General features: G+C 67.4%; 17 protein-coding genes and 1 pseudogene. 4 read left to right on the top strand and 14 right to left on the bottom strand.

Annotated features, from left to right (window positions below):
- Nucleotides 1–15: 15 nt before the first annotated feature.
- A pseudogene (locus tag ACPL7H_RS03835) lies at nucleotides 16–925 on the bottom strand (IS5 family transposase).
- A gap of 172 nt (nucleotides 926–1097) precedes the next feature.
- Here ACPL7H_RS03835 and ACPL7H_RS03830 point away from each other — a divergent pair.
- From ACPL7H_RS03830 to ACPL7H_RS03820, 3 genes are all read left to right on the top strand, one after another.
- Nucleotides 1098–1475 carry a hypothetical protein gene (locus tag ACPL7H_RS03830; protein ID WP_424795771.1) on the top strand — a complete coding sequence of 126 codons (378 nt, stop codon included), beginning with the start codon at nucleotides 1098–1100 and terminating at the stop codon, nucleotides 1473–1475.
- Between the two features lie 77 nt (nucleotides 1476–1552).
- A complete protein-coding gene (locus ACPL7H_RS03825) occupies nucleotides 1553–2284 on the top strand; it encodes a hypothetical protein (protein ID WP_424795770.1) in 732 nt (243 codons plus the stop codon).
- 495 nt (nucleotides 2285–2779) lie between these two features.
- The gene (locus ACPL7H_RS03820) at nucleotides 2780–4318 is read left to right on the top strand and encodes an MDR family MFS transporter (protein WP_424787034.1); all 1539 of its coding nucleotides are present in this window, start codon (nucleotides 2780–2782) and stop codon (nucleotides 4316–4318) included.
- Nucleotides 4319–4384: 66 nt separating this feature from the next.
- On the opposite strand, the gene ACPL7H_RS03815 is transcribed toward ACPL7H_RS03820, so the two are convergent.
- Entirely contained in the window at nucleotides 4385–5176 is a 792-nt protein-coding gene (locus ACPL7H_RS03815; protein WP_424795769.1) for a hypothetical protein, read from the bottom strand.
- Nucleotides 5177–5179: 3 nt separating this feature from the next.
- The gene (locus tag ACPL7H_RS03810; RefSeq protein ID WP_424795768.1) at nucleotides 5180–6406 is read right to left on the bottom strand and encodes a toxic anion resistance protein; all 1227 of its coding nucleotides are present in this window, start codon (nucleotides 6404–6406) and stop codon (nucleotides 5180–5182) included.
- Between the two features lie 284 nt (nucleotides 6407–6690).
- Between ACPL7H_RS03810 and ACPL7H_RS03805 the strand changes: the two genes are divergently transcribed.
- On the top strand, nucleotides 6691–8157 hold the full coding sequence (locus ACPL7H_RS03805) for an MFS transporter (RefSeq protein ID WP_424795767.1): 1467 nt from the start codon (nucleotides 6691–6693) through the stop codon (nucleotides 8155–8157).
- 21 nt (nucleotides 8158–8178) lie between these two features.
- Here ACPL7H_RS03805 and ACPL7H_RS03800 read toward each other — a convergent pair whose 3' ends face one another.
- The 11 genes from ACPL7H_RS03800 to ACPL7H_RS03750 all read right to left on the bottom strand — a co-directional run bounded on the left by ACPL7H_RS03800 (nucleotide 8179) and on the right by ACPL7H_RS03750 (nucleotide 20197).
- Nucleotides 8179–9189, bottom strand: a complete 1011-nt coding sequence (locus ACPL7H_RS03800; RefSeq protein ID WP_424795766.1) for a YeiH family protein — start codon at nucleotides 9187–9189, stop codon at nucleotides 8179–8181.
- Nucleotides 9190–9194: 5 nt separating this feature from the next.
- Nucleotides 9195–9995 (bottom strand): aspartate/glutamate racemase family protein, encoded by an 801-nt coding sequence (locus tag ACPL7H_RS03795; protein WP_424795765.1) that lies wholly within the window; start codon nucleotides 9993–9995, stop codon nucleotides 9195–9197.
- Nucleotides 9988–10998: a D-cysteine desulfhydrase gene (locus tag ACPL7H_RS03790; protein WP_424795764.1), complete on the bottom strand. Its 1011-nt coding sequence runs from the start codon at nucleotides 10996–10998 to the stop codon at nucleotides 9988–9990. The genes ACPL7H_RS03795 and ACPL7H_RS03790 overlap by 8 nt, the downstream gene beginning before the upstream one ends.
- A 48-nt stretch (nucleotides 10999–11046) precedes the next feature.
- Nucleotides 11047–12237 carry a Gfo/Idh/MocA family protein gene (locus ACPL7H_RS03785; RefSeq protein WP_424795763.1) on the bottom strand — a complete coding sequence of 397 codons (1191 nt, stop codon included), beginning with the start codon at nucleotides 12235–12237 and terminating at the stop codon, nucleotides 11047–11049.
- Nucleotides 12238–12243: 6 nt separating this feature from the next.
- A complete protein-coding gene (locus ACPL7H_RS03780; protein ID WP_424795762.1) occupies nucleotides 12244–13680 on the bottom strand; it encodes an NAD-dependent succinate-semialdehyde dehydrogenase in 1437 nt (478 codons plus the stop codon).
- Nucleotides 13681–13758: 78 nt separating this feature from the next.
- The gene (locus tag ACPL7H_RS03775; RefSeq protein WP_424787043.1) at nucleotides 13759–14574 is read right to left on the bottom strand and encodes a carbohydrate ABC transporter permease; all 816 of its coding nucleotides are present in this window, start codon (nucleotides 14572–14574) and stop codon (nucleotides 13759–13761) included.
- A 5-nt stretch (nucleotides 14575–14579) separates the two neighbouring features.
- Entirely contained in the window at nucleotides 14580–15548 is a 969-nt protein-coding gene (locus ACPL7H_RS03770; RefSeq protein WP_424795761.1) for a carbohydrate ABC transporter permease, read from the bottom strand.
- A 77-nt stretch (nucleotides 15549–15625) separates the two neighbouring features.
- Nucleotides 15626–16954: an ABC transporter substrate-binding protein gene (locus ACPL7H_RS03765; protein ID WP_424795760.1), complete on the bottom strand. Its 1329-nt coding sequence runs from the start codon at nucleotides 16952–16954 to the stop codon at nucleotides 15626–15628.
- Nucleotides 16955–16981: 27 nt separating this feature from the next.
- Entirely contained in the window at nucleotides 16982–18376 is a 1395-nt protein-coding gene (locus tag ACPL7H_RS03760; RefSeq protein WP_424795759.1) for a hypothetical protein, read from the bottom strand.
- Entirely contained in the window at nucleotides 18373–19263 is an 891-nt protein-coding gene (locus tag ACPL7H_RS03755; protein ID WP_424795758.1) for an aldolase, read from the bottom strand. Before ACPL7H_RS03755 ends, ACPL7H_RS03760 begins: the two co-directional genes overlap by 4 nt.
- Nucleotides 19256–20197 (bottom strand): PfkB family carbohydrate kinase, encoded by a 942-nt coding sequence (locus ACPL7H_RS03750; RefSeq protein ID WP_424795757.1) that lies wholly within the window; start codon nucleotides 20195–20197, stop codon nucleotides 19256–19258. The genes ACPL7H_RS03755 and ACPL7H_RS03750 overlap by 8 nt, the downstream gene beginning before the upstream one ends.
- Nucleotides 20198–20291: the final 94 nt, after the last annotated feature.

The following is a 20291-nucleotide window of genomic DNA, read 5'->3' as shown; positions in this document are numbered from 1 at the left end:
ACTAGGGCGTGTCTGCTAATGCTTGGCTCGGTAGGTCAGGATGGTCATCCCGAGTAGCACGCCGCCGAGGTAGGTCACGGCGTACTTGTCGTATCTGGTGGCCAGTGCTCGCCACTGTTTGAGCCGGTTGAAGGCTCTCTCGATGGTGTTGCGCAGGCCGTAGAGTTCGGCGTCGAATCCTGGGGGCCGTCCGCCCTTGGTGCCCTTGGTCTTGCGGCGGGTGATCTGGTCGGAGCGCTCGGGGATGATGTGCTTGATCCGTTTGCCTCGCAGAAACTCCCGGGTGCTGGGGTGGGAGTAGGCCTTGTCGGCCAGCAGATGCCCATTCATCTGCCCGCCAGCCTGGCCCAGGGCCTCAATCAGCGGGGCCAGCATCGGGTTGTCTCCGGCCTGTCCGGCGCTGAGCATGGCCAGCACCGGGGTGCAGCTGGCATCGGCCAGGGCGTGGATCTTGGTGGTCAGCCCACCGCGGGAGCGTCCCAGGGCGTGATCAGGCGGCTCCCCGGGCACGAGGCGAGAATTCTTGTGGTTCGAATCTGCCCCCTGTGTGTGATCCACCCTCCTCGGCAACCGAGTCCCGGCGGGCGCCAGCGGCGTGCTGATGGGCCCGCACACTGGTGGCATCGATGGACAAGACTTGGGCGACCTGCTCGGCATCCAGCCCGGTGTGGGCACCGACGGCGGCCAGCATCCGCTCATAGGTGCCATCGACCGACCAGAGCCGGTGGCGTTGCCACACCGACTGGAACGGCCCGAAGCATGCCGGCAGATCCCGCCACGGCGAACCGGCACGAAACCGCCAGATGATCCCTTCCAACATCAGGCGGTGATCGTTCCACGGCCGGCCCCTGCGGCCGGCATCCTGGGGCATCACCGTGGCCAGGATCTCCCACAATTCATCACTGATCTCACCATCACGAACCATGACTCCCACCATGGTTCACTCACACCGCGAATCTTTGGCAGACACGCCCTAAAGGCCCCACCACTCCACCGCCGGCCGCGCGGCCCACACAGGCCAAGAGCGGTATCCGCTCACCAGAGCGTTAGGCAGATTTGTGATGGTTTTTTCGTGGCTCGCGGTGTAGAGTTTAGCCATGAGATCCGATGTTGTTGCCACGCATGCCGACGCCACCAGGCTCGACATCCACGACCTGGTGCGAATCCTCAATGAGAACGTTGGCACCACCGTCGTCCAGGCGATGACTGGCACAAAGGATCGTGGCCAGCCCAGCAGGTGGGCCCGTCCCGATGGCCCCGAACCGCGCATCAAGACGGTCAAGCAACTCCGGCTTGGCTACCGCGTCTGGCATCTTATGGCCGAGGCAGAAGGGCGCGACATCGCCCTCGCGTGGCTGGTGGGCGCCAACCCGCGCCTCGGGGAGTCAACCCCCCTCTCCGCAGTGCGTGACCTCAACAGCGCCGAGGTCATCGGCGCCGCCCTGGCTTTCATCGACGGCTCACCGGCTGCGTGAGCACCGCTACACGCTCTCGGATCTGTCCACGCACCGGCCTCTACCTCGTACCGGCGCGTGGACAGGACGGCTGGCGCGTGGCCCAGGAGCGCTACACCCGCTCCGGTGGCATCCTCGCCGTAGGCGTCAACGAACACGTCGGTCCACTGCCTGCGGACGTTCCCGACCGGCGTGGCCGTTTCGACACCATCGGGCGCACGGTCTACTTCGCTGATCGGGCCCGTACCGCGTTCGCCGAGGTGCTCCAAGACTTTCGGGGCGCCCGAGTTGCGCTGCAGGCCGACGCGGACGCCATCGGGATGAGCGTGAACGAATACATAGCCAATATCCGCGACCAGGCAACTGCCAACGGCCGAGAACAACCCTGGGCTGTCAGTGTTGAGTGGCAGATGAACCGCTGCCTCCATCGCGTCGCGATGCCAGCGAGGGGCTGGTGGGTCCAGATCGACCACAAGGCCACACTCAACCGCCTCGGACTGGACCTCGCTGAACCGCTCCGACAGGCCGGTGTTCCCCTACTCACCCTCAGCGGCACCACGGGCGAGAACCGCGCCGTCACTACGCTCCTCTCCCAACACGTGCGCAGTCAGGTCCTCTTCGATGGCTCCCTCCCGCTCGGCATCCAGTTCACCTCCAAGACCGGCTACGGCACCTGCTGGGCGTGGTGGGACCGCAGAGCCGATGACGGCCTCATGCCCGGTATGAACGACCCCAAGACGATCGAGGACCTCAACGTCGACGGCGAAGCCTTCCGCGCCGTCACCACCGACTGGAAACTTGACGTCCTCCCCGGCAAGCCTCGCTATTAGCCAGCGACGGACCGCGCCGGTGAGCGATCATCTGGCGGTTTCGCACCGGTGCGCCCTGGCGGGATCTGCCAGTAAAGTTCGGGCCGTTCCAGAGCGTGTAGGAACGGCACAAACGGCGGTCACAAGACAGCACCTACACCCGGATCCTGGCCGCGGTGCAGCAGGAAAAGGGCCTGCATCCCAAGGATGCGGAGGCGATTACCGCCTCAAATAGTGACGGGGCATTGCCACCCGATACGACAAGTACGCCGTCACCTACCTCGGGGGCATCACTCTGGCAATAATCCTCACGACCTACCGGGCCAAGAAATAGCAGACACGTCCTAATCCGGCTATGCGATCGCGCCGTCGCAGTCGGAAATTGACTGGCCCTCCCTCGGCCCGCCGGACCTAGACTGCGAGGCGGTACGCCAGACGCCCCTGAGGGGACGGCTCGTACGCCGGGGCAGCGTGGCCCGATTCACCCAGATCATCACCGTGCCAGGAGTTGCCCCCATGAGCGTCGAACAGCAGAGTCCGAAACCCGACGTCGCTGACGCCAGATCCGGAGCGACCGGTACAGCCGAGGCTGCAGCGCCGGGACCCAGCGCGGAGGAGACGATCTCTCCTCAGGTGAAACTCGTCATCGGGGTACTCCTGGTGGCGGCCTTCGTGATGATCCTGAACGAGACGATCATGTCCGTAGCGATCCCACGGCTGATGGTGCAGTTCGCTGTCACCGCCGCCACCGCGCAGTGGCTGACCACGGCCTTCATGCTCACCATGGCCGTGGTGATCCCCACCACGGGACTGATCCTGACCCGGTTCTCCACCCGCTCGGTGTTCATCGGCGCGATGTCGATGTTCACCGCGGGCACGCTGATGGCCGCCGTCGCCCCGGTCTTCCCGGTACTGGTGGCCGCCCGAGTGGTCCAGGCCACGGGTACCGCCGTGATGCTCCCGCTGCTGCTGACCACCGTGCTGACGTTCGTCCCCGTGTCCCGGCGCGGACGCACCATGGGGCTGATCTCGATCGTGATCTCCGTGGCTCCGGCCATCGGCCCGACGTTCTCCGGGTTCATCCTGGTCAATCTGACGTGGCGTTGGATGTTCCTGACCGTGCTGCCCATTGCGCTCGTGGCCCTGGCGCTGGGTGCCGCCTTGGTCAAGAACATCACGACCCCCAAGTCCACCCCGTTCGACGTGCTCTCGATCGTGCTCTCGGCGATCACCTTCGGCAGCCTGATCTACGGGCTGTCCAGCATCGGGGAGTCCACCGAGGGCAACGCCGCCATTCCCCCCGCGCTGCCACTCGTGATCGGGACCCTCACCCTGGTGGCGTTCGTGTGGCGGCAACTGGTGCTGCAACGTACCGACTCGGCGCTGTTGGACCTGCGCCCGTTCACCTCGCGCACGTTCTCGGTGGGCCTCGGGATGATGCTGATCTCCATGGGGGCCCTGTTCGGCACCCTCATCCTGCTGCCGATCTATCTGCAGAACGTGATGGGCCTGACCACCCTGGAGACCGGCCTGATGCTCTTCCCCGGCGGGTTGACGATGGGTCTGATCGCACCGTTCGTGGGCCGGCTGTTCGACAGGATCGGCCCCCGTCCGCTGGTGATCCCAGGCTCGGTGATGTTGGCCGGGGCGCTCGGGGTGATGACCCTGCTCAGCGCGGACAGTGCCACCTGGCACGTGGTGGGTGCGCATATGTTGTTGTCTCTGGGCCTGGGATTCCTGATGACTCCGCTGATGACCTCGGCCCTGGGGTCGCTGCAGCAGCACCTGTACTCCCACGGCAGCGCCATCATGAACACCCTGCAGCAACTGGCGGCAGCGGCAGGCACCGCGCTGTTCATCACCATCATGAGCGTGCGCACCGCCAGCGAGTTGGACGCAGGGCTGGGGCCGGTGGCGGCCCAGGCCGCCGGGGTGCACCAGGCGTTCCTGTGGGGCGCCGGAGTGGCCCTGGTCGCGGTGGCCACCTCGTTCCTGGTGCGCAAGCCGGAGCCGCAGCAAGCGACGGTCGAGCCCACCAGCGCCTCCGCCAACTAAACGCACCGAGACCGGTCGAGCGCGGTGCGGCAGCGCCGGGCCGGCACCCTCGGCGCCCGGTGAACCTCAGGTGATGCCGAAGTCGAACGCGTCGGCCTGACGGTGCCCGAACTTCTCCCGCAGGAAGTTGCCCGTCGTGGTCAGTTGCGCCGTCGTGCGGCTATGCCGACTGGCGTGCAGGGCCTGGGCCTGACCGGAGAGGAGTTGGAGTTGCTCGGTGAGTTCCTCCTTGGGCGTGCGCCCGTTGGGCTGGCGGGCGTCCACCATGTTCGGTGGGATCGCCAGGTAGCCACGCAGCACCCCGGGCAAGTACTTCCTGACGATGGCGTCAAGTTCGTAATCGAAACGCGCATCCTCCGACGGCTCGCGTCGCTCCGCCTCGACCACGCCCTCCAACAGCTGGCGCGTCCGCACGAAACTGCCGTACGCCTCTGCGGGCAGTCGGGGCCTGTGGTGCTCGGCGAACGAACCGGCCCATCCCAGGGCGGCGACCCGGCCGTCCGCACCCTCGAGCGCGGCCTCCGGGGGCGGTGTGTCACTCACCTCGACGGGCGGCTGCCGCTCCTCCGGGACGAAACGGTGCCACCACCGGCGGCGAGCAGGCAGCCACAGATCCCGCAGGTGCCAGGCGCGCACCCCCGAAGCGCCCATCGATGCCAGCGCCAGCAGGCCGCCGATGCCGGCGATGTCGAGCCAGAAGACGCCGACCGAGAACCCGGCCGCGTAGATCAAGCCCTCGAGAATCACTCTGAGGTGCTTCTTCACCGCACCGATGACCAGCACGAGGTAGGCCAGCAACGGCAGGAAGACGACGGCCAGGCCCACCTTGACGACGTTGCCCAGCGTCCAGCGTGACATGGGTCAGCCTCCCTCGATTTCTTGGGTGGAGGCGTCGGCGGTGTGGCTGCGCTCGAGTTGGAGCCGGGCCCGGGTCACCTGTCCCTCCAGCACGTCGACTGTTTGCTTCATCGAGCGGGCCGCCTCGGCCTTGTAGTTGTCGATCTCGTCCAACGCCTGGAACACATTGTCGAAGGCCTGCTGCAGTTTCTCCGGGTCGATGGTGGCCTGGGATGCCTGCTGCTGAATGCCGGCGCCCTGGCTGCGGAGCAGTTCCGAGGTGGAGAGGATCATGTCCGAGGTGGTCGTGTTCAGCGCCTCGATCTGGGCGAGCACGATCTTCTGCTGGGCGAGGGCCTGGGAGACGATCACCGCTACCCGCAACGCGGCCAGGGTGGTGTCCAGGGCGCGGTCGACGCCCTTGATGAGTTCGACGTTGTTCTTCCGCACCACATCCAGTGCCAGGTAGCCCTGGGCCGCCACGGCCATCTGGGTCATCAGGTCCTGGTGGCGTTGGCGGACGTAGAACAGTGCGTCCGCCTCCAAGGTGGTGGCGTCGTCAGCCTTCCCCTCGTTGCGGGCGGCGGCGATCCGCTGCTCCAGCCCGTCGCCGAGGTGGCGGGCGAGAACGGCGTAGTTCGCCAACTGTCCCAGGCTCGACCACAGCGCGTCACGTTCCGTCTGGATGGCCGCGTTGTCCAGCCGCAGTTCGTCCTGGCCGCCCTTGAGCGCCTTGGTGATCGCGTCGAGCTGGTCCTGCGCGGACTCGTACTTCTGGAAGTACCGCTGGATCCCGCTGCCGCTCGGCAGGAACTTCAGGAAGCGCCTGGTGCCGGTGAGGTCGTGGCGGTTGGGGTCGAGTTCGGTGACGATCTGACGCAATTCCGCCAATGTGGCCCCGGTCCGCGATGCCGGGTCGGCGCCGGTGGCTGCCAGGGCCGCGGCGGGGCGTTGGAGCATCCGGTTGGAGGAGTCGGCCGCCTGGTTCATCGTGTCCTCGCCCAGGCGGGTCAACTGCGCCAACTTGGTTTGGAACTCCGGGCTGTGCAGTGGAACGGCGAGCAACTCCTCGAGGAAGGCCCGGGCCGTCTCGGCATGCTTGCGCTGGGCCTCGGCGTCCACGAGGATCATGCCACCGAGTTTCTCCGGTTCGCGGACCTCCACCTCGTCCGCGGGCGCGGGAGACTCGAGGTGCAGCGGGTTCTCGGCGGCCGGGTGCTGGTTCGTACCGTGGTCGAGCGGGTTCGACATACCGTGCACTCCTCAATACTCGGGGCTACTGACCATTCTCTCAGTACGCCGCGGTCCAAGCACCGCGTATTTTTCGGGACCGGTTCGGGAGGATCGAGCGCCCGGGTGCTGCGGTGCGCCCCGCGGGCCACCACCGCAAAGCAAGGTGCGGAACAGTGAAGGCCACCGCCGCTGAAGCACCCGAGCGCAGGTAGGACGCGCCTGCTCGCCAAGGCCTCCGTCGTCGGGCCCTGCGCCAGCCACCGGTGCATAGTAGGGGGTTGGCGGCGCGTGGAAGGGCGTGAATGGGCGAGAGCGGCAGCGGCGAGGACAGCAACGCCGACGCGCGATTGAGCAGGGACCAGCGGCAACTGCTGGCGGTGGTGCTGGTGCCGCTGTTCATGTCGCTGCTGAGCGTCTCCATCGTCAACGTGGTGCTGCCGTCGATCCAGATCTCGATCGGCGCCAGTAACACCGGTTTGCAGTGGGTCCTGACCGGTTACACCCTCGCCTTCGGAGTGTTCCTGGTTCCGGCCGGACGCGCCGGGGACCTGTACGGCCGGGCCCGGCTGTTCCTCGCCGGACTCGTCCTGTTCGGGCTGGCCTCGTTGGCTGCCAGCCTGGCACCCAACGAGATGGTGCTGAACATCGCCCGGGTGTTCATGGGCTTCGGCTCCGGGTTCCTCAACCCCCAGACCGTGGGCCTGGTGCAACAGTTCTTCCAGGGTGAGCAACGCGGACGGGCCTTCGGGTTGTTCGGCTCCATCGTGGGGGTCTCGGTGGCCATCGGTCCGATACTGGGCGGCGGCCTGATCGCGCTGCTGGGCCCGGACTGGGGGTGGCGTGCGGCGTTCCTGATCAACGTGCCGATCGCCGCGATCGGGGTCATCACCGCCTTCATCTGGCTCCCCTCCTCCGCCTGGCGTGCCCTGCCCGAAGCCCTGGACAACAGCGTGAAAGGCAAGCGCCCCGACCTGGATCCGGTGGGCCTGGTCCTGTTGACCGGGGCCACGCTGGCGATCATGCTGCCGTTCCTGCAGGCCGGGGCCGGGGGCTGGATCTGGTCGCTGCTCGGCCTGGCGGCCGTGCTGGTCTTCCTGTGGCTGCGGTGGGAACGCCGGTACAAGGACCGCGGACGTTCCCCGATGGTGGACCTGGCGCTGTTCCGGATCCGCACCTTCGCCAACGGTGCCCTGCTGATCGGGCTGTACTTCACCGGGATGACCAGCGTGTGGGTGGTGGTGGCCCTGTACCTGCAACTGGGCCAGGGCTACTCCGCGCTGGAAGCAGGCCTGGTGGGGCTGCCCTCGGCGATCACCTCCGCCATCGCCGCGGCGATTGCCGGGCGGTACGTGGTGCGGGTGGGCCGGATCATCGTGTTGTTCGGGATCGGGATGCTCCTGGTGGGCGTGGCCGGCAGCGGGATGGTGCTGGTGCTGCACGAGCGGCTCGGGATCAGCATCTGGTGGTTGCTGCTGAGCATGGCGTTCATCGGGTTCGGTCAGGGCAACGTGGTGAGCCCGAACCAGACGCTGTCCCTGCGGGAGGTGCCGCTGTCCTACGCCGGCTCGGCCGGGGGTGTGATGCAGACCGGGCAACGCATCGGCACCGCCGTGGGCATCGCGTTGAACACCGCGATCTTCTTCGCCGCCAAGGCGGTGTGGGGCTGGACGCCGGCGATCCTGCTCGCATTCGCCTCGATCGCGATCATCGTCATCGTTTCCGCCGGCGTGGGGGTGCGGGACTGGGTTCAGGACCGGCAGGAGGGGTAGGAGCCACCCCAAGGATCCGGGTCACCACAGCAAACTCACCAGCGCCAGTGGAACCAGCGCAGCAATCGCGGTGGATACGGCACTCAACAGCACCACATGCCACGGCATCGGGAACAAGTTGCGGAACTGGATCCCCAGGCCCAGGCCGAACATCCCCGCCGCCAGGAGCAGCGTACCGGCGTGATTCACCAGCGGTATCGCGCCCTCCGGGATCACCCCCAGCCCAGCGACAACTGCGGCGATGACGAAACCGACGAGGAACCACGGCACCAAGGGCGTGGTTCCGCCTGAACCAGTCCCGGCGGCCCCGGGCCCGCGGCGATCGCGCCACCGCGCTGCCCCGACCGCAAAGGCCAGCAGCGCGACCCGACCGAGTTTGACCGCCGTGGCCGTCGTCACCGCCGTGGTGCCCACCAGTGAGGCGGCAGCCACCACTTGCGCGACTTCGTGGATACTCGCCCCGGCCCACACGCCGATCAGCTCCGGCGGAAGGCCCAATCCGGCACCAGCGGCCGGGACAACCAGGATCATCGCCGAGCCGAAGAGAGTCACCATCGCCAGTGCGATACCGACATCCTCGTCGCGGCGCCGGATCCCGCTCTCCACCGCAGCGATTGCGGCGGCTCCACAGATCGAGAAGCCGCTGGCGATGAGCGTCACCAGCCCTCGGTCCAATCCCAACCGGTCCCCGATCACTCCGGTCGTCATGAACACGATCACCACCGTGATCAGGATGACCGCGAGCCCAGGCAGCCCGAGCAGCATGATCGCGTCGACCGAGAGGCGGGTGCCCAGCAGCACCACGCCCAACCGCAGCAGCGTCTTGGCGCCCTTCGTCGACTGGGCGATCAGTGCCGTTCGGATCGCCGCGGTGTTGGCCAGGACCGCGCCAAGGACCAGTGCAATGATCAACGGGCTGAGCAACGGCACCGCGATCCCGGCAAGCACGGACACCAACCCCGCCAGGGCGGCCGGCCAGGCGCGGGCGAGTGCGGTCAGGCCGGAGGTGAGAGCGGGGTTCGCAGCCCTCATCGACCTCAACTCGGTGGTCCGGGCGTACCGGGACCGGACGCCCCGGACCCGGGCGTCCCGGACTGATAGAACCTGAGCAGCACCGCCTGCACCAGGGCGGCGGTGGAGTCGACGATCGGCACCGCGCGCTCACCGGGCAGCACCAACGACAATTCCGTGCACGCGGAGATGATGGTCGTTGCCCCGGACGCCACCAACTGGTCGCACACCACCGCGAGCGCTGCCGCGGCCCGCTCGAGTGCCGCAGTGGTGCCGACCTTCACCTGGTAGATCGCCTCGATCAGGCGTTCCTGGTCCGGCGGTTCGGGCAGGAGCGCCGCCCGGTCGCGTTCTGCCAGGGCCTGCTGGTACAGGCCCGAGCCAAGGGTGGCCGAGGTCGCCAGGACCCCGATCGGGCCAGCCTCGATCGGGCCAGCCTCGATCGGACCTGTCTCGACCGCGGCATCGCTGCAACCCACTTCGAGTGCCCGCTCGATGGTCGCGTCCACGATGCTGAGCAGTTCCACCCCCTGCTCCCGGGCGACCGGACCCAACCACACGTGGGCGGTATTGCACGGGGACACGATCACGTCAGCCCCACTGGCCTGCAGCGCGCGTACACCCCGCTCCAACCAGGGCACCACGCTCGGCCCCACACCGGTCAGGGCAGCGGTGCGGTCCGGCACGGTCGGATCCGCCCACATCACCACCCGCAGATGGTCCTGATCGCGCGTCGCCGGGGTGCGCGTAACCAACTGGGTGTAGAAGGCAGCCGTGGCTGCCGGCCCCATGCCACCCAGGATGCCCAGGAGGGGACGCTCAGGCATCAACGTCCTTCAGTGCCGCGTCCGGGTAGGCATACAGCGCCGGAGCGCCACCGGTATGAAGGAAGAGCACGTCCTCGTCAGAGGCGAAACGCCCCTGGTGGATCAGGCCGATCAGCCCTGCCGCGGTCTTGCCGGTGTACACGGGGTCGAGGAGAATCCCCTCGGTGCGCGCGAAGAGTTGAATGGCAGCGGTCATCTCATCGGTGGGAAGGGAGTAGCCCGGCCCCACGTAGTCATCCACCACCTGCACGGCCTCCTCGGTCACCACCGGGTCGAGGCCCAGGCGGCCCAGCGCAGCGTTCGCCAGATTCCGGATCTTTGCTTCCTGGCCGGCCTTGTCCGCGCGGACGCTGATGCCCGTCACCGGGATCCGCGAGGACAGCGCCTGCTGGCCGGCGAGAAGCCCGGCGTGGGTGCCCCCGGATCCACTGGCACACACGATGTGGTCAAAGGAGGGGCCTGCGTCGAAGGACTGCGCCTGGATCTCAGCAGCGCAGGCGGCGTAGCCCAGCGCCCCGAGATCATTCGAGCCGCCACCGGGGATGATGTAGGGCTGACGGCCCCGGCCACGCAGGTCCTCGGCCATCTGCTCCATCGCCCCCTGCAGGTCGGTGCCTGCCGGCACCACCTCGGTGCCGTCCACGCCGAGCAGCCGGAACAGGAAGTGGTTGCCCAGCGCCTCCTCGTGGTACGAACCGGGGACACGCTCCTCCAGCACCAGGTAGCAGGACATTCCTTCCCGTACAGCAGCAGACAGCGTCAGCCGGCAATGGTTGGACTGCACGGCCCCGGTGGTGACGATCGTGTCGGCTCCGCTGTTGATCGCATCCGCCATGAGGAACTCGAGTTTGCGGGTCTTGTTTCCCCCGGCCGTCAACCCGAGGAGGTCGTCGCGCTTGATGTGAATCCGTGGTCCACCCAGTTCCCTGCTCAGGTTCGCCAGGAACTCGATCGGGGTGTGTCCGGCGGTATAACGCCGGCGCGGAATACGTGCCAGGTCCATCGTTCTACTCCTCGTCCTCTGTTCGGGTCGTGCCGGCAAGCACGCGGTTCACAGCGTCACGGCCCGTCCGGTCTGCACCGACTCCTCGGCGGCCAACCCGATGCGGACCGCTTGCACGCCATCGCGCAGCGTCACCTCGACCGGTGCGCCATCCAGCACGGCCCGTCGGAAGCCCAGGTGCTGGAAGTAGGTCGACCCGTGGTGGGCACCGGCAGCGAGCACCGCGGGATCAACCGGGACCGAACTGCGCACCGGACCCTGCGGTGCGCGCGGGCTGAACTCCACCTCGGCCTCGCGTAGTTGATCGGCGGGCCAGTGGTCGGCATCGACCGGCACGAAGCACTCGGCCTTGGCCACATCCCCCACCAACGAGATGTGCTCCTGGAAGGCTGAGCCCTCGGCGAACATGCACAGGTCCAACATGGCGCGCACACCGGCGGCGAAGTCCACGACGACGAACGCGTTGTCGAGGATGTCCGGGCGCCGCCCGTCATAGGACTCATCGGCGTGATTCACATCCGACCCCCCAGAGGCATAGACCCGGATCGGCTCATCGGCGGTGAGCAGCCGCATCAGGTCGAAGAAGTGGCAACTCTTCTCCACGAGCGTCCCCCCGGTTCGTTCAGAGAACCGGTTCCAGTCATCGACCTTGTCCAGGAAGGGGAACCGGTGCTCACGGATCGACAGCATCCGCAACCGCCCCAGATCACCGCCGCGCAACCGCTGCAGTACCTGCTGCACCGGGGGCATGTAGCGATACTCCATCGCCACCCAGATGGGCGCCGGGTGCGCAGCCGCAGCCTCCTCCAGCAGGTGAGTATCGGCCATCGTGGTGCACACCGGTTTCTCCACGAGCACCGGGTAGGGGTGGGGGTGGGAGAAGATCTGCGTGAGGATGGCCGCGTGGGTGTCGTTCGGGCTGGCGATGACCAGGGCATCCACCAGGCCCGAGGACAGCAGATCCCCGGGCTGGTGGTAGCGGATGACGTCGTGCGGGGCGTTCGGCAGGCCCATCACCTCGGCGTGGGTCGCCTCGAGCGAATCGGCGTTGGGGTCGGACAGTGCGGTCACCACACTCCCCGGGATGAGGGCGAGGTTGCGCACGTGCTCACGCGCCATCTGCCCCGCGCCGATGATGCCGTAGCGGATCGTTCGCTGCGCGGGTCCGGAATTCTCCACGGTCTGCCTCTCGGAGTGCTGGGTCTCGGTGTACTGGAACTGCTTGTGGCGGTCGGTCATGGAGCGCTAGCGCCAGGCGAGGTAACGCACACTCTGAAACTCTTCCAGGCCCAGGCGCGAGCCCTCCCGGCCCAGACCGGACTGCTTCACCCCGCCCATCGGGGCGTAGGCCGAGGCCGGCACCGGATCATTGATCCCGAGGATCCCGACCTGCAGCCTCCGGGCCATCCGCCAGCACCGGGAGGCATCGGTGGTGAACACGAAACTCGCCAGACCCATCTCGGTGCTGTTCGCCCGTTCGACCACCTCTTCTTCGGTGTCGAACCGGAAGACGCCGGCGACCGGACCGAAGACCTCCTCGTTCGCGATCGCACAATGCCCGGGCACCTCGGCCAGGAGCGCCGGAGCGACGTAGGGACCTTCCGGCACGGTCGCGCGTGGGGTGTTGACCCCGTGCGCTCCCGCGCTCAGGGCCTCCTCGACCATCGCCTCCACGGCGGCGCGCCGATCCTCATCGATCAGCGGCCCCAGGTCGGGCATCGGTTCGCTCGTCGGGTCCCCGATAGTCATGTCCTGGATCTTCTCGGCGAGGCGGCGGGTGAACTCCCCGTAGACCCCGGCCTGGACGAAGAAGCGGTTCGCCGCTACGCAGGACTGTCCGTTGTTGCGGAACTTCGCCACCAGGGCACCTTCTACTGCCAGGTCCACGTCGGCGTCGTCGAAGACGATGAACGCCCCGTTTCCGCCCAGTTCCAGCAGCGGGTGCACAACCCGCTCGGCCGCCTTGGCCATGATCTGACGCCCGACGGCGGTGGAGCCGGTGAAACTGACGATCCGCGTGCTGGGGTGCTCGAGCAACGCGTCGGTCACCGCTTGCGGCGGTCCGTGCACCAGGTTGATCACCCCGGCCGGGATTCCGGCCTCGACCAGGCAGCGGATTATTTCCGTCACTGCCAGCGGAGCCTTCTCCGACACCCTCGCCACCACGGTGCACCCGGCGGCGAGCGCCGGGGCGAGTTTGCGGGCCTGGATCGAGCAGGGGAAGTTCCAGGGCGACAGGCTGACCACCACCCCGGCCGGTTCACGGAGGGTGAGTTGCTCACGTCCGGGCGCTTCGGGGGTGAGGACCTCGCCCGCCGGGCGGCGTGCTTCCTCGGCGAACCAGCGCAGATACTCCATCGACAGGTTCACCTCCGCGACGGCCTCGGGCAGGCGCTTACCGGTCTCCCGGGCCAGGAGCGCCGCGATCTCGTGGTGCCGCCGGCTCAGCACTGTCACCGCCTGCATCAGGATGTCGGCGCGCTCCCGGGCCGGCCGGCCGCCCCACTGCGTCAGGGCCCGCCGGGCCGCGTCGGCAGCGGCCACGGCCTGCTCGGCACCGGCCCAGGCCAGGTGAGCGATCACCGCACCATCGGCGGGATTGTGCACCGGGCGGGTGGTGGACGATCCCACCCAGTCGCCATCGATCAGCATCGCGACGGTAGGGGCATCGGGCGTGGTCATCGGTTCTCCTCAATCGGGTGGGGTCGTCTCGGTGCCACCGGGCCGGCACACCGGCAGCAGCCGTGGGGCAGGGCGCTGTCATCCCTTCACCGCCCCCGCGGTGATACCGGCCACGAAGTAGCGCTGCAGGAAGATGTAGGTCAACGTGATCGGCACCGAGGCGATCACCACACCGGTGAACAGCAGGGGGTAGTCGGTGAGGAACTCCCCCTGGAAGTTCAACAGTGCCAGGGGGATGGTCTTCTTCGAATCGGTATTGATGAACAGCAGCGGATACAGCAGGTCGTTCCACTGGATCACGAACAGGAAGATCGCAGTCGCCGCTACCGACGGCATCGACATCGGCAGCACGACCGACCAGTAGGTCCGCATTGGGCCGGCGCCGTCCACGGCGCTGGCCTCATAGGCCTCCCGGGGCAGGGTGCGCATGAAGCCACCGAGGATGAACACCGCCACCGGTAGTCCCACGGCGATATTGATCAGCACCAGTCCGAGGCGGTTGTCGAGTAACCCCAACTGGTCGAACAGTGCGTACTGGGGAATCATGTTCGCCTGCGGTGGGATGGACATGCCCAGCACCAGGAACCCGAAGATGAGCCAGCCCTTCCATCCGGGAATGCGGGCGGTGGCATAGGCGGCCAGGCTGCCCAGCAGCAAGGTCAGGAACACCGAGGCACTCGTGACCATCACGCTGTTCAGGAACGCCTGGTCGAGACTCTGCTGGTTGAAGACGATGTCGTAGTTCTGCAGCGACACCGACGACGGCAGCCCGAAGGGGGAGGCGAACAGTTCCGGGGTGGTCTTGAAGCTGCCGAAGATGACCACGGTGATCGGCACGAGAATCAGCGCCGCGTAGACGGTGAGGATGGTGGTCCGCGTGATCGTGTAGCGCATGATCCTCAGGCCTCCTTCTGCGTGAGTTTCAGCAGGCGGCGCTGGGCGATGACGATCGCGGCGATGAAGGCCATGAAGATCAACGACTGGGCGGCGGCGTACCCGAACTCGGTGTTGGCGAAGGTGGAGTAGATCCGGGTGGACAAGATGTCGAGGCTGCGTCGCGGCGGGAGTCCGCCGAGTCCGAGGATCAGGTCGAAGGCCTTGAAGGATTGGATGGTGGTGTAAGCCACCACGATTGCCGTGGCCGGGGCGATCATCGGCCAGGTGATCTTGGTGAACTGCTTCCACTTCCCGGCACCGTCGATCTCGGCGGCCTCGTACAACTCCGCCGGCACCCCTTGCAGCCCGGCGATGAAGATCACCATCATCTGCCCGGCGTGGAACCAGACCTGGGTGATCGCTACCCAATAGATCGCCTGCTCGTTGTTCCCCAGGTAGGCGCTGGTGTACTCACCCAACCCCACGGCCTCCAGCACGGAGTTGCCCAGGCCGTAGTTCGGGTCATAGATGAACTTCCAGATGTAGGCCACCGAAACCGAGGACAGGATCGTGGGGAAGAAGAACAGCCCCCGCAGCAGTGTGGAGCCGGTGGAGTTGCGCACCAGGAAGATCGCCAGCATCAGCGCCAGCAAGGTCTGGAAGACCACCACGACCAACATGAACTTGAGGTTGTTCGACAACGCGTTCATGAACAACGAGTCGTTGGTGAACAGGTTGCGGAAGTTGCCCAACCCCACGCTCTCGTACTCGGCGCTGAACCCGTCCCAATCGGTCACCGAGTACTGCACGGCCTGCAAGGCCGGGATGGCGAAAAAGATGATGTAGACGACCAGGGCCGGGACGGGAAACACGTACAGCGCGGGATGCACCCGGGTGGGCCCACCACGCTTCCTGCGCGCCGGCGGCAGTACCGGGTTCGGCGGAACCGGCGGGCGTGCCCGCCGAGCCGGTTCCGCGGATGTCCCTGTCATGTGTTCCTCAGCAGGTTCGCCGATCGGGTCGCGCCGATAGTCGGGTAGAGCCGTCGGCGGGACCTGATGGTCATGGGTCAGCGGTTGATGCGCTGGTCGATGATTTCCTGGGCCTGTTCCGCGGCCTCGTCCACCGAGGTACCGCCGACGACGTCGATGCAGGCCTGCTCGGCGGCGTTGCGGATATCCAGGTCGTTGAACTGGAAGCGAGCGGCCAGCATGGTCTCCTTGTCCAGCCAGTCCGTGGTGGCGTCCAAGTCCTCGTTGTCGTAGTCGACGTCGGACACCGTCAGGTGCTGCGAGGTGCCGTTCGCGTAGGTGCTCGCGGGCCCCGACTCGCTCAGGAACCGCAGGAACTCCAGCGCCGTGGCCTGGTTGTCCGACGCGGAGTTGACCCCGAGCACGAAGGTGGCGTTGTGCACCCCTTCGTACTTCCGCTCCTCGGCCGACACGGTGACAGGTGCGGCCATGCCGAACGGGAACTCCGCCCCCAGTTCGCGCACAGCTGCCATGTGGAACGAGCCGGTCATCAACAACGCCGCATCACCCTGGGCGAACATCTGCTGGACCGGTTCCACCGCGGTGCCCGTGGAGTTCGCCTGGAAGTACGGGCGCAATTCCTCGTACTGGCTCAGGGTGTGCAGGAACCAGTCGTCGGTGACCTTGTACTCCCCGGACTCGATCTTGACGCACATGTCATCGCTGGGCGCGTTGTTCATCACCATCGCGTTGAACAGGTGCCCGGCGTTACCGATCTCGCCACCCGACCAGGCCATCGGGACCTTGTCCAGGGACATGATCGCCTCACACATGGCCAGCCACCCCTCCCAGTCACCGGGGGGTTCGGTGATCCCGGCCTGCTCGAGCAGGTCCAGGTTCGTGATCGGCTGGTTGAACACCAATTGGTAGGGCAGGCCGTACTGGACCCCGTCGCGCGCGCCCGAGTCGATCAGGCTGGCGTTGTACAGGTCCGGCACGCCGGTACCACTCAGGTCGGTGTAGAGCCCTGCGTCGACCATGTCCTCGAACTGGGCGCCCCGGAAGGCCACGAACAGGTCACCGATGTTGCCGGTACGGATCTGCTGCAGGGCGTTGGACTGGTAGTCGTTGGAGGGCGAGATGTCCTGGGAGATACTGACCCCCTCGTGCTCGGTAATGAACTCCTCGATGAGTTCGGCCAGGATCGCCTGGTCCTCAGCGCGCCAGTGCGCGAAGGAGATGGAGCCGTCCACCTCACCTTCGAAGGCCCCGCCGTTCTCCTCCGAGGTGCCACCATCCCCGCCACCGGAGCCGGGCCCGGCACAGGCGGCCAGGAATGCCGCGGAGCCGGTGGCGCCGAAGAGTTGCAGGGCGCGGCGTCGGGACAGTGCCGCACGGGAGAGGGGCCGGTTCTGGTTGGTGTTCATGTCGTTCTCCTTCGAACTGTTGGTTTCTCACCATTCGATGACGGGGATATTGAGGAGATCGGCAGCAGCACGTAGTTGCGGCCGGACGTCGGTCCAGGCAAGGACCGTGTGGTGGGGGAAACCGCCGGTGACGAGCCCGTGCACGAATTCACTGGCATCGGTGTCCAGGCGGACATCGGCGGTGTTGCCCTGGAACCGGTTCGGCCCGGGCAGTGACTGCCCGCTGCCGATCAGTAGGCGCAAGCCCTCGCCGGCGAGGTCTTCGGTGAACCGGGCCATGATCACCGGCCCGGTGCGCAGGGGGAAGTTGCCGGCCACGCCGATCTTGCGGTTGCAGTGCACCGACTGGACGGCGTTGGCAGGGTCGGCAGCCAAAGTGGTGGCCGCCGAGCCGCAATGCCAGAACCGCACCACGTTGCGTCCGGTGTCCAGGTCCACGGTGTCCACCAAGTAACTCATCCCCGCCCCGAGGGCCTGCAACGTCAACATGGTGGCCGCGCCGTAGACATCCCGTTCACACTGGGTGGGTACGCCTTCGCCGGCCAGGCGGGACAGTGATGAGCACGGGCACACCCCGACCCGGGTGGGGAACTCCGGCCAACAGCGCACCGCGACCGAAGCGAGGTCGTGTGTGCCGGACCACTCCCGCAGCGCCACCGTGATGGCGGCGTGCTTGCTCACCTCGGTCGGGTCCAGGTCATCCAGGCTGGGCTGGGCTGCGACGGCCGCACGGAACTCCTCGTGCTGCGCTTCCGACCCGACCGCCTCAACCCGGGCGAAGGCCTCGTCGATACTCAACTGCTGCACCCGCAGCCCGAATACCTGGGTCAGCAAGTCCGGGTCGTACTCACTGGGTGTGAAACCCGGTGGCGGATCGCCGATCACGCCGATACTGCGCCCGTGCAGGGACGCCAGAGCAGTGCGCACGTCCTCGGTATCGGCGCGTTCACCGGCCGCGCTCGGCAGGGCCGGTGCGGGCGGGAGGTCACCGGTGAGTGCCGCCTGCAGGGCCCGGCGGACCTGGTCCTCCTCGGGATCACCGTAGAGGAGGCGGACCTGCCCCCCGGAGCGGGCCAGCGCGTGGCCGAACAGGTTGGCACCGCAGAGCGAGTTCAGCCACAACCGGTCGCCGACAGGGCCGGGTTCCCGGAAGGCCCACAGCAGCACGGGTGCCTGCTGGTCGGCATAGAGCTGCAGTGCCGGGTTGGCGTCGGAGAAGGACGCACAGACGTTGATCACCAGGTCCGCGCCCTGGAGATGCCCGGCGGCGGCCCCGATGTCCTCGGGCGTCATCACCAACTCCCGGGGCCCGCGCACCTGCGCACCGAGTTCGGTCAGCAGCGCCCGGGCCTGATCGGCCCGCTGCTGGGCGACGTCGACGGCGAACGTCGGCCTCGCCGTCGGGATCATGGCGACCTTCATGCTGCCTCCCCGACCACGTCGTCGACGATCTCGCCCAGGTGCTGCAGCCGGGCGACGGCCGCCGTCCGTAGGTCCGCTTCGACGTCGGGTGTTGCGATGCTGGAGGCCCACACCGCCCGTCCCGCGAGGAAGCCCGAGGCCCCTTCGGTGCACGCCAACCGAACCGCGGTGGGGAACACGTCCTCGGGGACCCCGCTGGACAGCACCACCCAGGGCGAGTCGACCGCGGCCGTGATCTCGGCGCACCGGCGGCGGATCTCCTCGGGTGCGCCCTGACCGTGCAGGGGCACCTCACCCTTGTACAGGTCCGCGCCGAGCGAACCCAGTTCGCGCGCCGCGGCGAGCACCCCGGCGTCCCAGTCCCAGGTGCTACCCGAGACCGGTGCGCGGGAAAGCGGTTCGATGATGCTGAGCAGACCGGCGTCGTGGCAACGGCCGATGAACTCCTCCACCATCGCGATCCGTTCCCGGGGCTCGGTATCGGGCCGGTAGATCACCAACAGTTTCATCGCCCGAGCGCCCTGGTCGCGCACCCGCACCGGATCCACCTGGTAGTCGATCGTGACGTTCCCGACCAGTTCGCCATGGGCGCTCTCGAAGTGATCCGCCGCCGCGATCAGGGCGCACCGCTCATCGACCACTCCGGCCTGCACGATCGGCTCCCAGCCGAACTGCCGGTCGATCAGCACCGCCGAGGCGTGCGGGGAGAGGATTCTGGTGGCGGCGATCTTGAAGTCGGTCACGTGCTGGTCGCTGACCGGGCCCCGGGTGTGTTCGGCGAACATGCCCCGCAGCGCCTCGCGCTGGTCAACGGCCAGCATCGCGAAAGCACCGGAGGGTCGTTGCAGGTCGCTCAAGTGGGGTGGGGCGGTCGTCGGCTCAGCCATCAGCGGGGGCCTCCTCAGGCACGGTGGTGGTGCGGGAGGCGAGTGCCGCCTGCACGTCGTGGTGGGTGGGGATGGCGCTGCGGCCGTCCACCGCTGCGCAGGACAGTGCGGCGGCGATGTTGGCATAGGCCATGGCATCGGGCCGGGGCAGTCCGCGGTGCAGCGCGGAGACCAGCGCGCCGTGGAACACGTCCCCGGCGCCCAACGTGCTCACCAGCGGGGCTGAATGGGCTGGGGCGTGCACCAGGTTGCCGTCGGCGTCGAGCCCTACGCATCCGCGGGCACCGTCGGTGGCGACGACGCTGCGGGCACCGTCGTCGAGGGTGCGTTGCAGCAACTCCGGGGCCGGTGCGCCGCGGTACTGGCGGCGCAGTGCCTCCAGGGTGGGGGCGTACAGGTCCACTCCGGTGGGGTCGAAGTCCTCGATCGGGTTGCCACCATCGACCGACAGGCGCGGGTGCTGCTCTGCCGGCAGTTCCTGCAGGTAGCGGCGCACCGGCGCCCAGCCCATCTGGTCGACGTGGATCCAGGTGGCGCCGTCCAGCAGTTCCGCGGCAGCCTCGCCGATGCGCGGGCGGGTGGCCGGTCGGTTCACGATCGCCCGGGTGTGCCGGACCGGGTCCACCAGCACCACACTGGCCGCCGAGCGGACACCGGGGGTGATCTGCACACCACGGACGTCGACACCTTCGCCCTGCAGGTCGGACAGGATCTGCCGGCCCTCGGTGTCGTCACCGACGGTGCCGATCATCGCGACGCTCGAGCCCAGCCGCCGGGCGGCGACCGCCGCCGTCGCCGCCGGACCTCCGCCGGCGAAGACCACATCCTGGGCGACCTGCCGCGAATCGGGTGCAGGGAACTGCTCGACCACCGCGATGGCGTCGTAGGTGAGCACCCCGACACAGACGATGTCTGCGATGTTCCCAGCATCCATGCCCACTCCTCACCATTGAATGAGGCAAACTCAACACGTAAGTGTTGAATAATCAACACGTCCATCTTTGCGAACCGGCATGATGTCTGTCAAG

The organism is Pseudactinotalea sp. Z1732 (assembly GCF_049724975.1).
Taxonomy (GTDB): domain Bacteria; phylum Actinomycetota; class Actinomycetes; order Actinomycetales; family Beutenbergiaceae; genus CALKWS01.
Note: the sequence above shows the minus strand (reverse complement) of the source record. Positions and strands in the feature narration are given on the sequence as shown.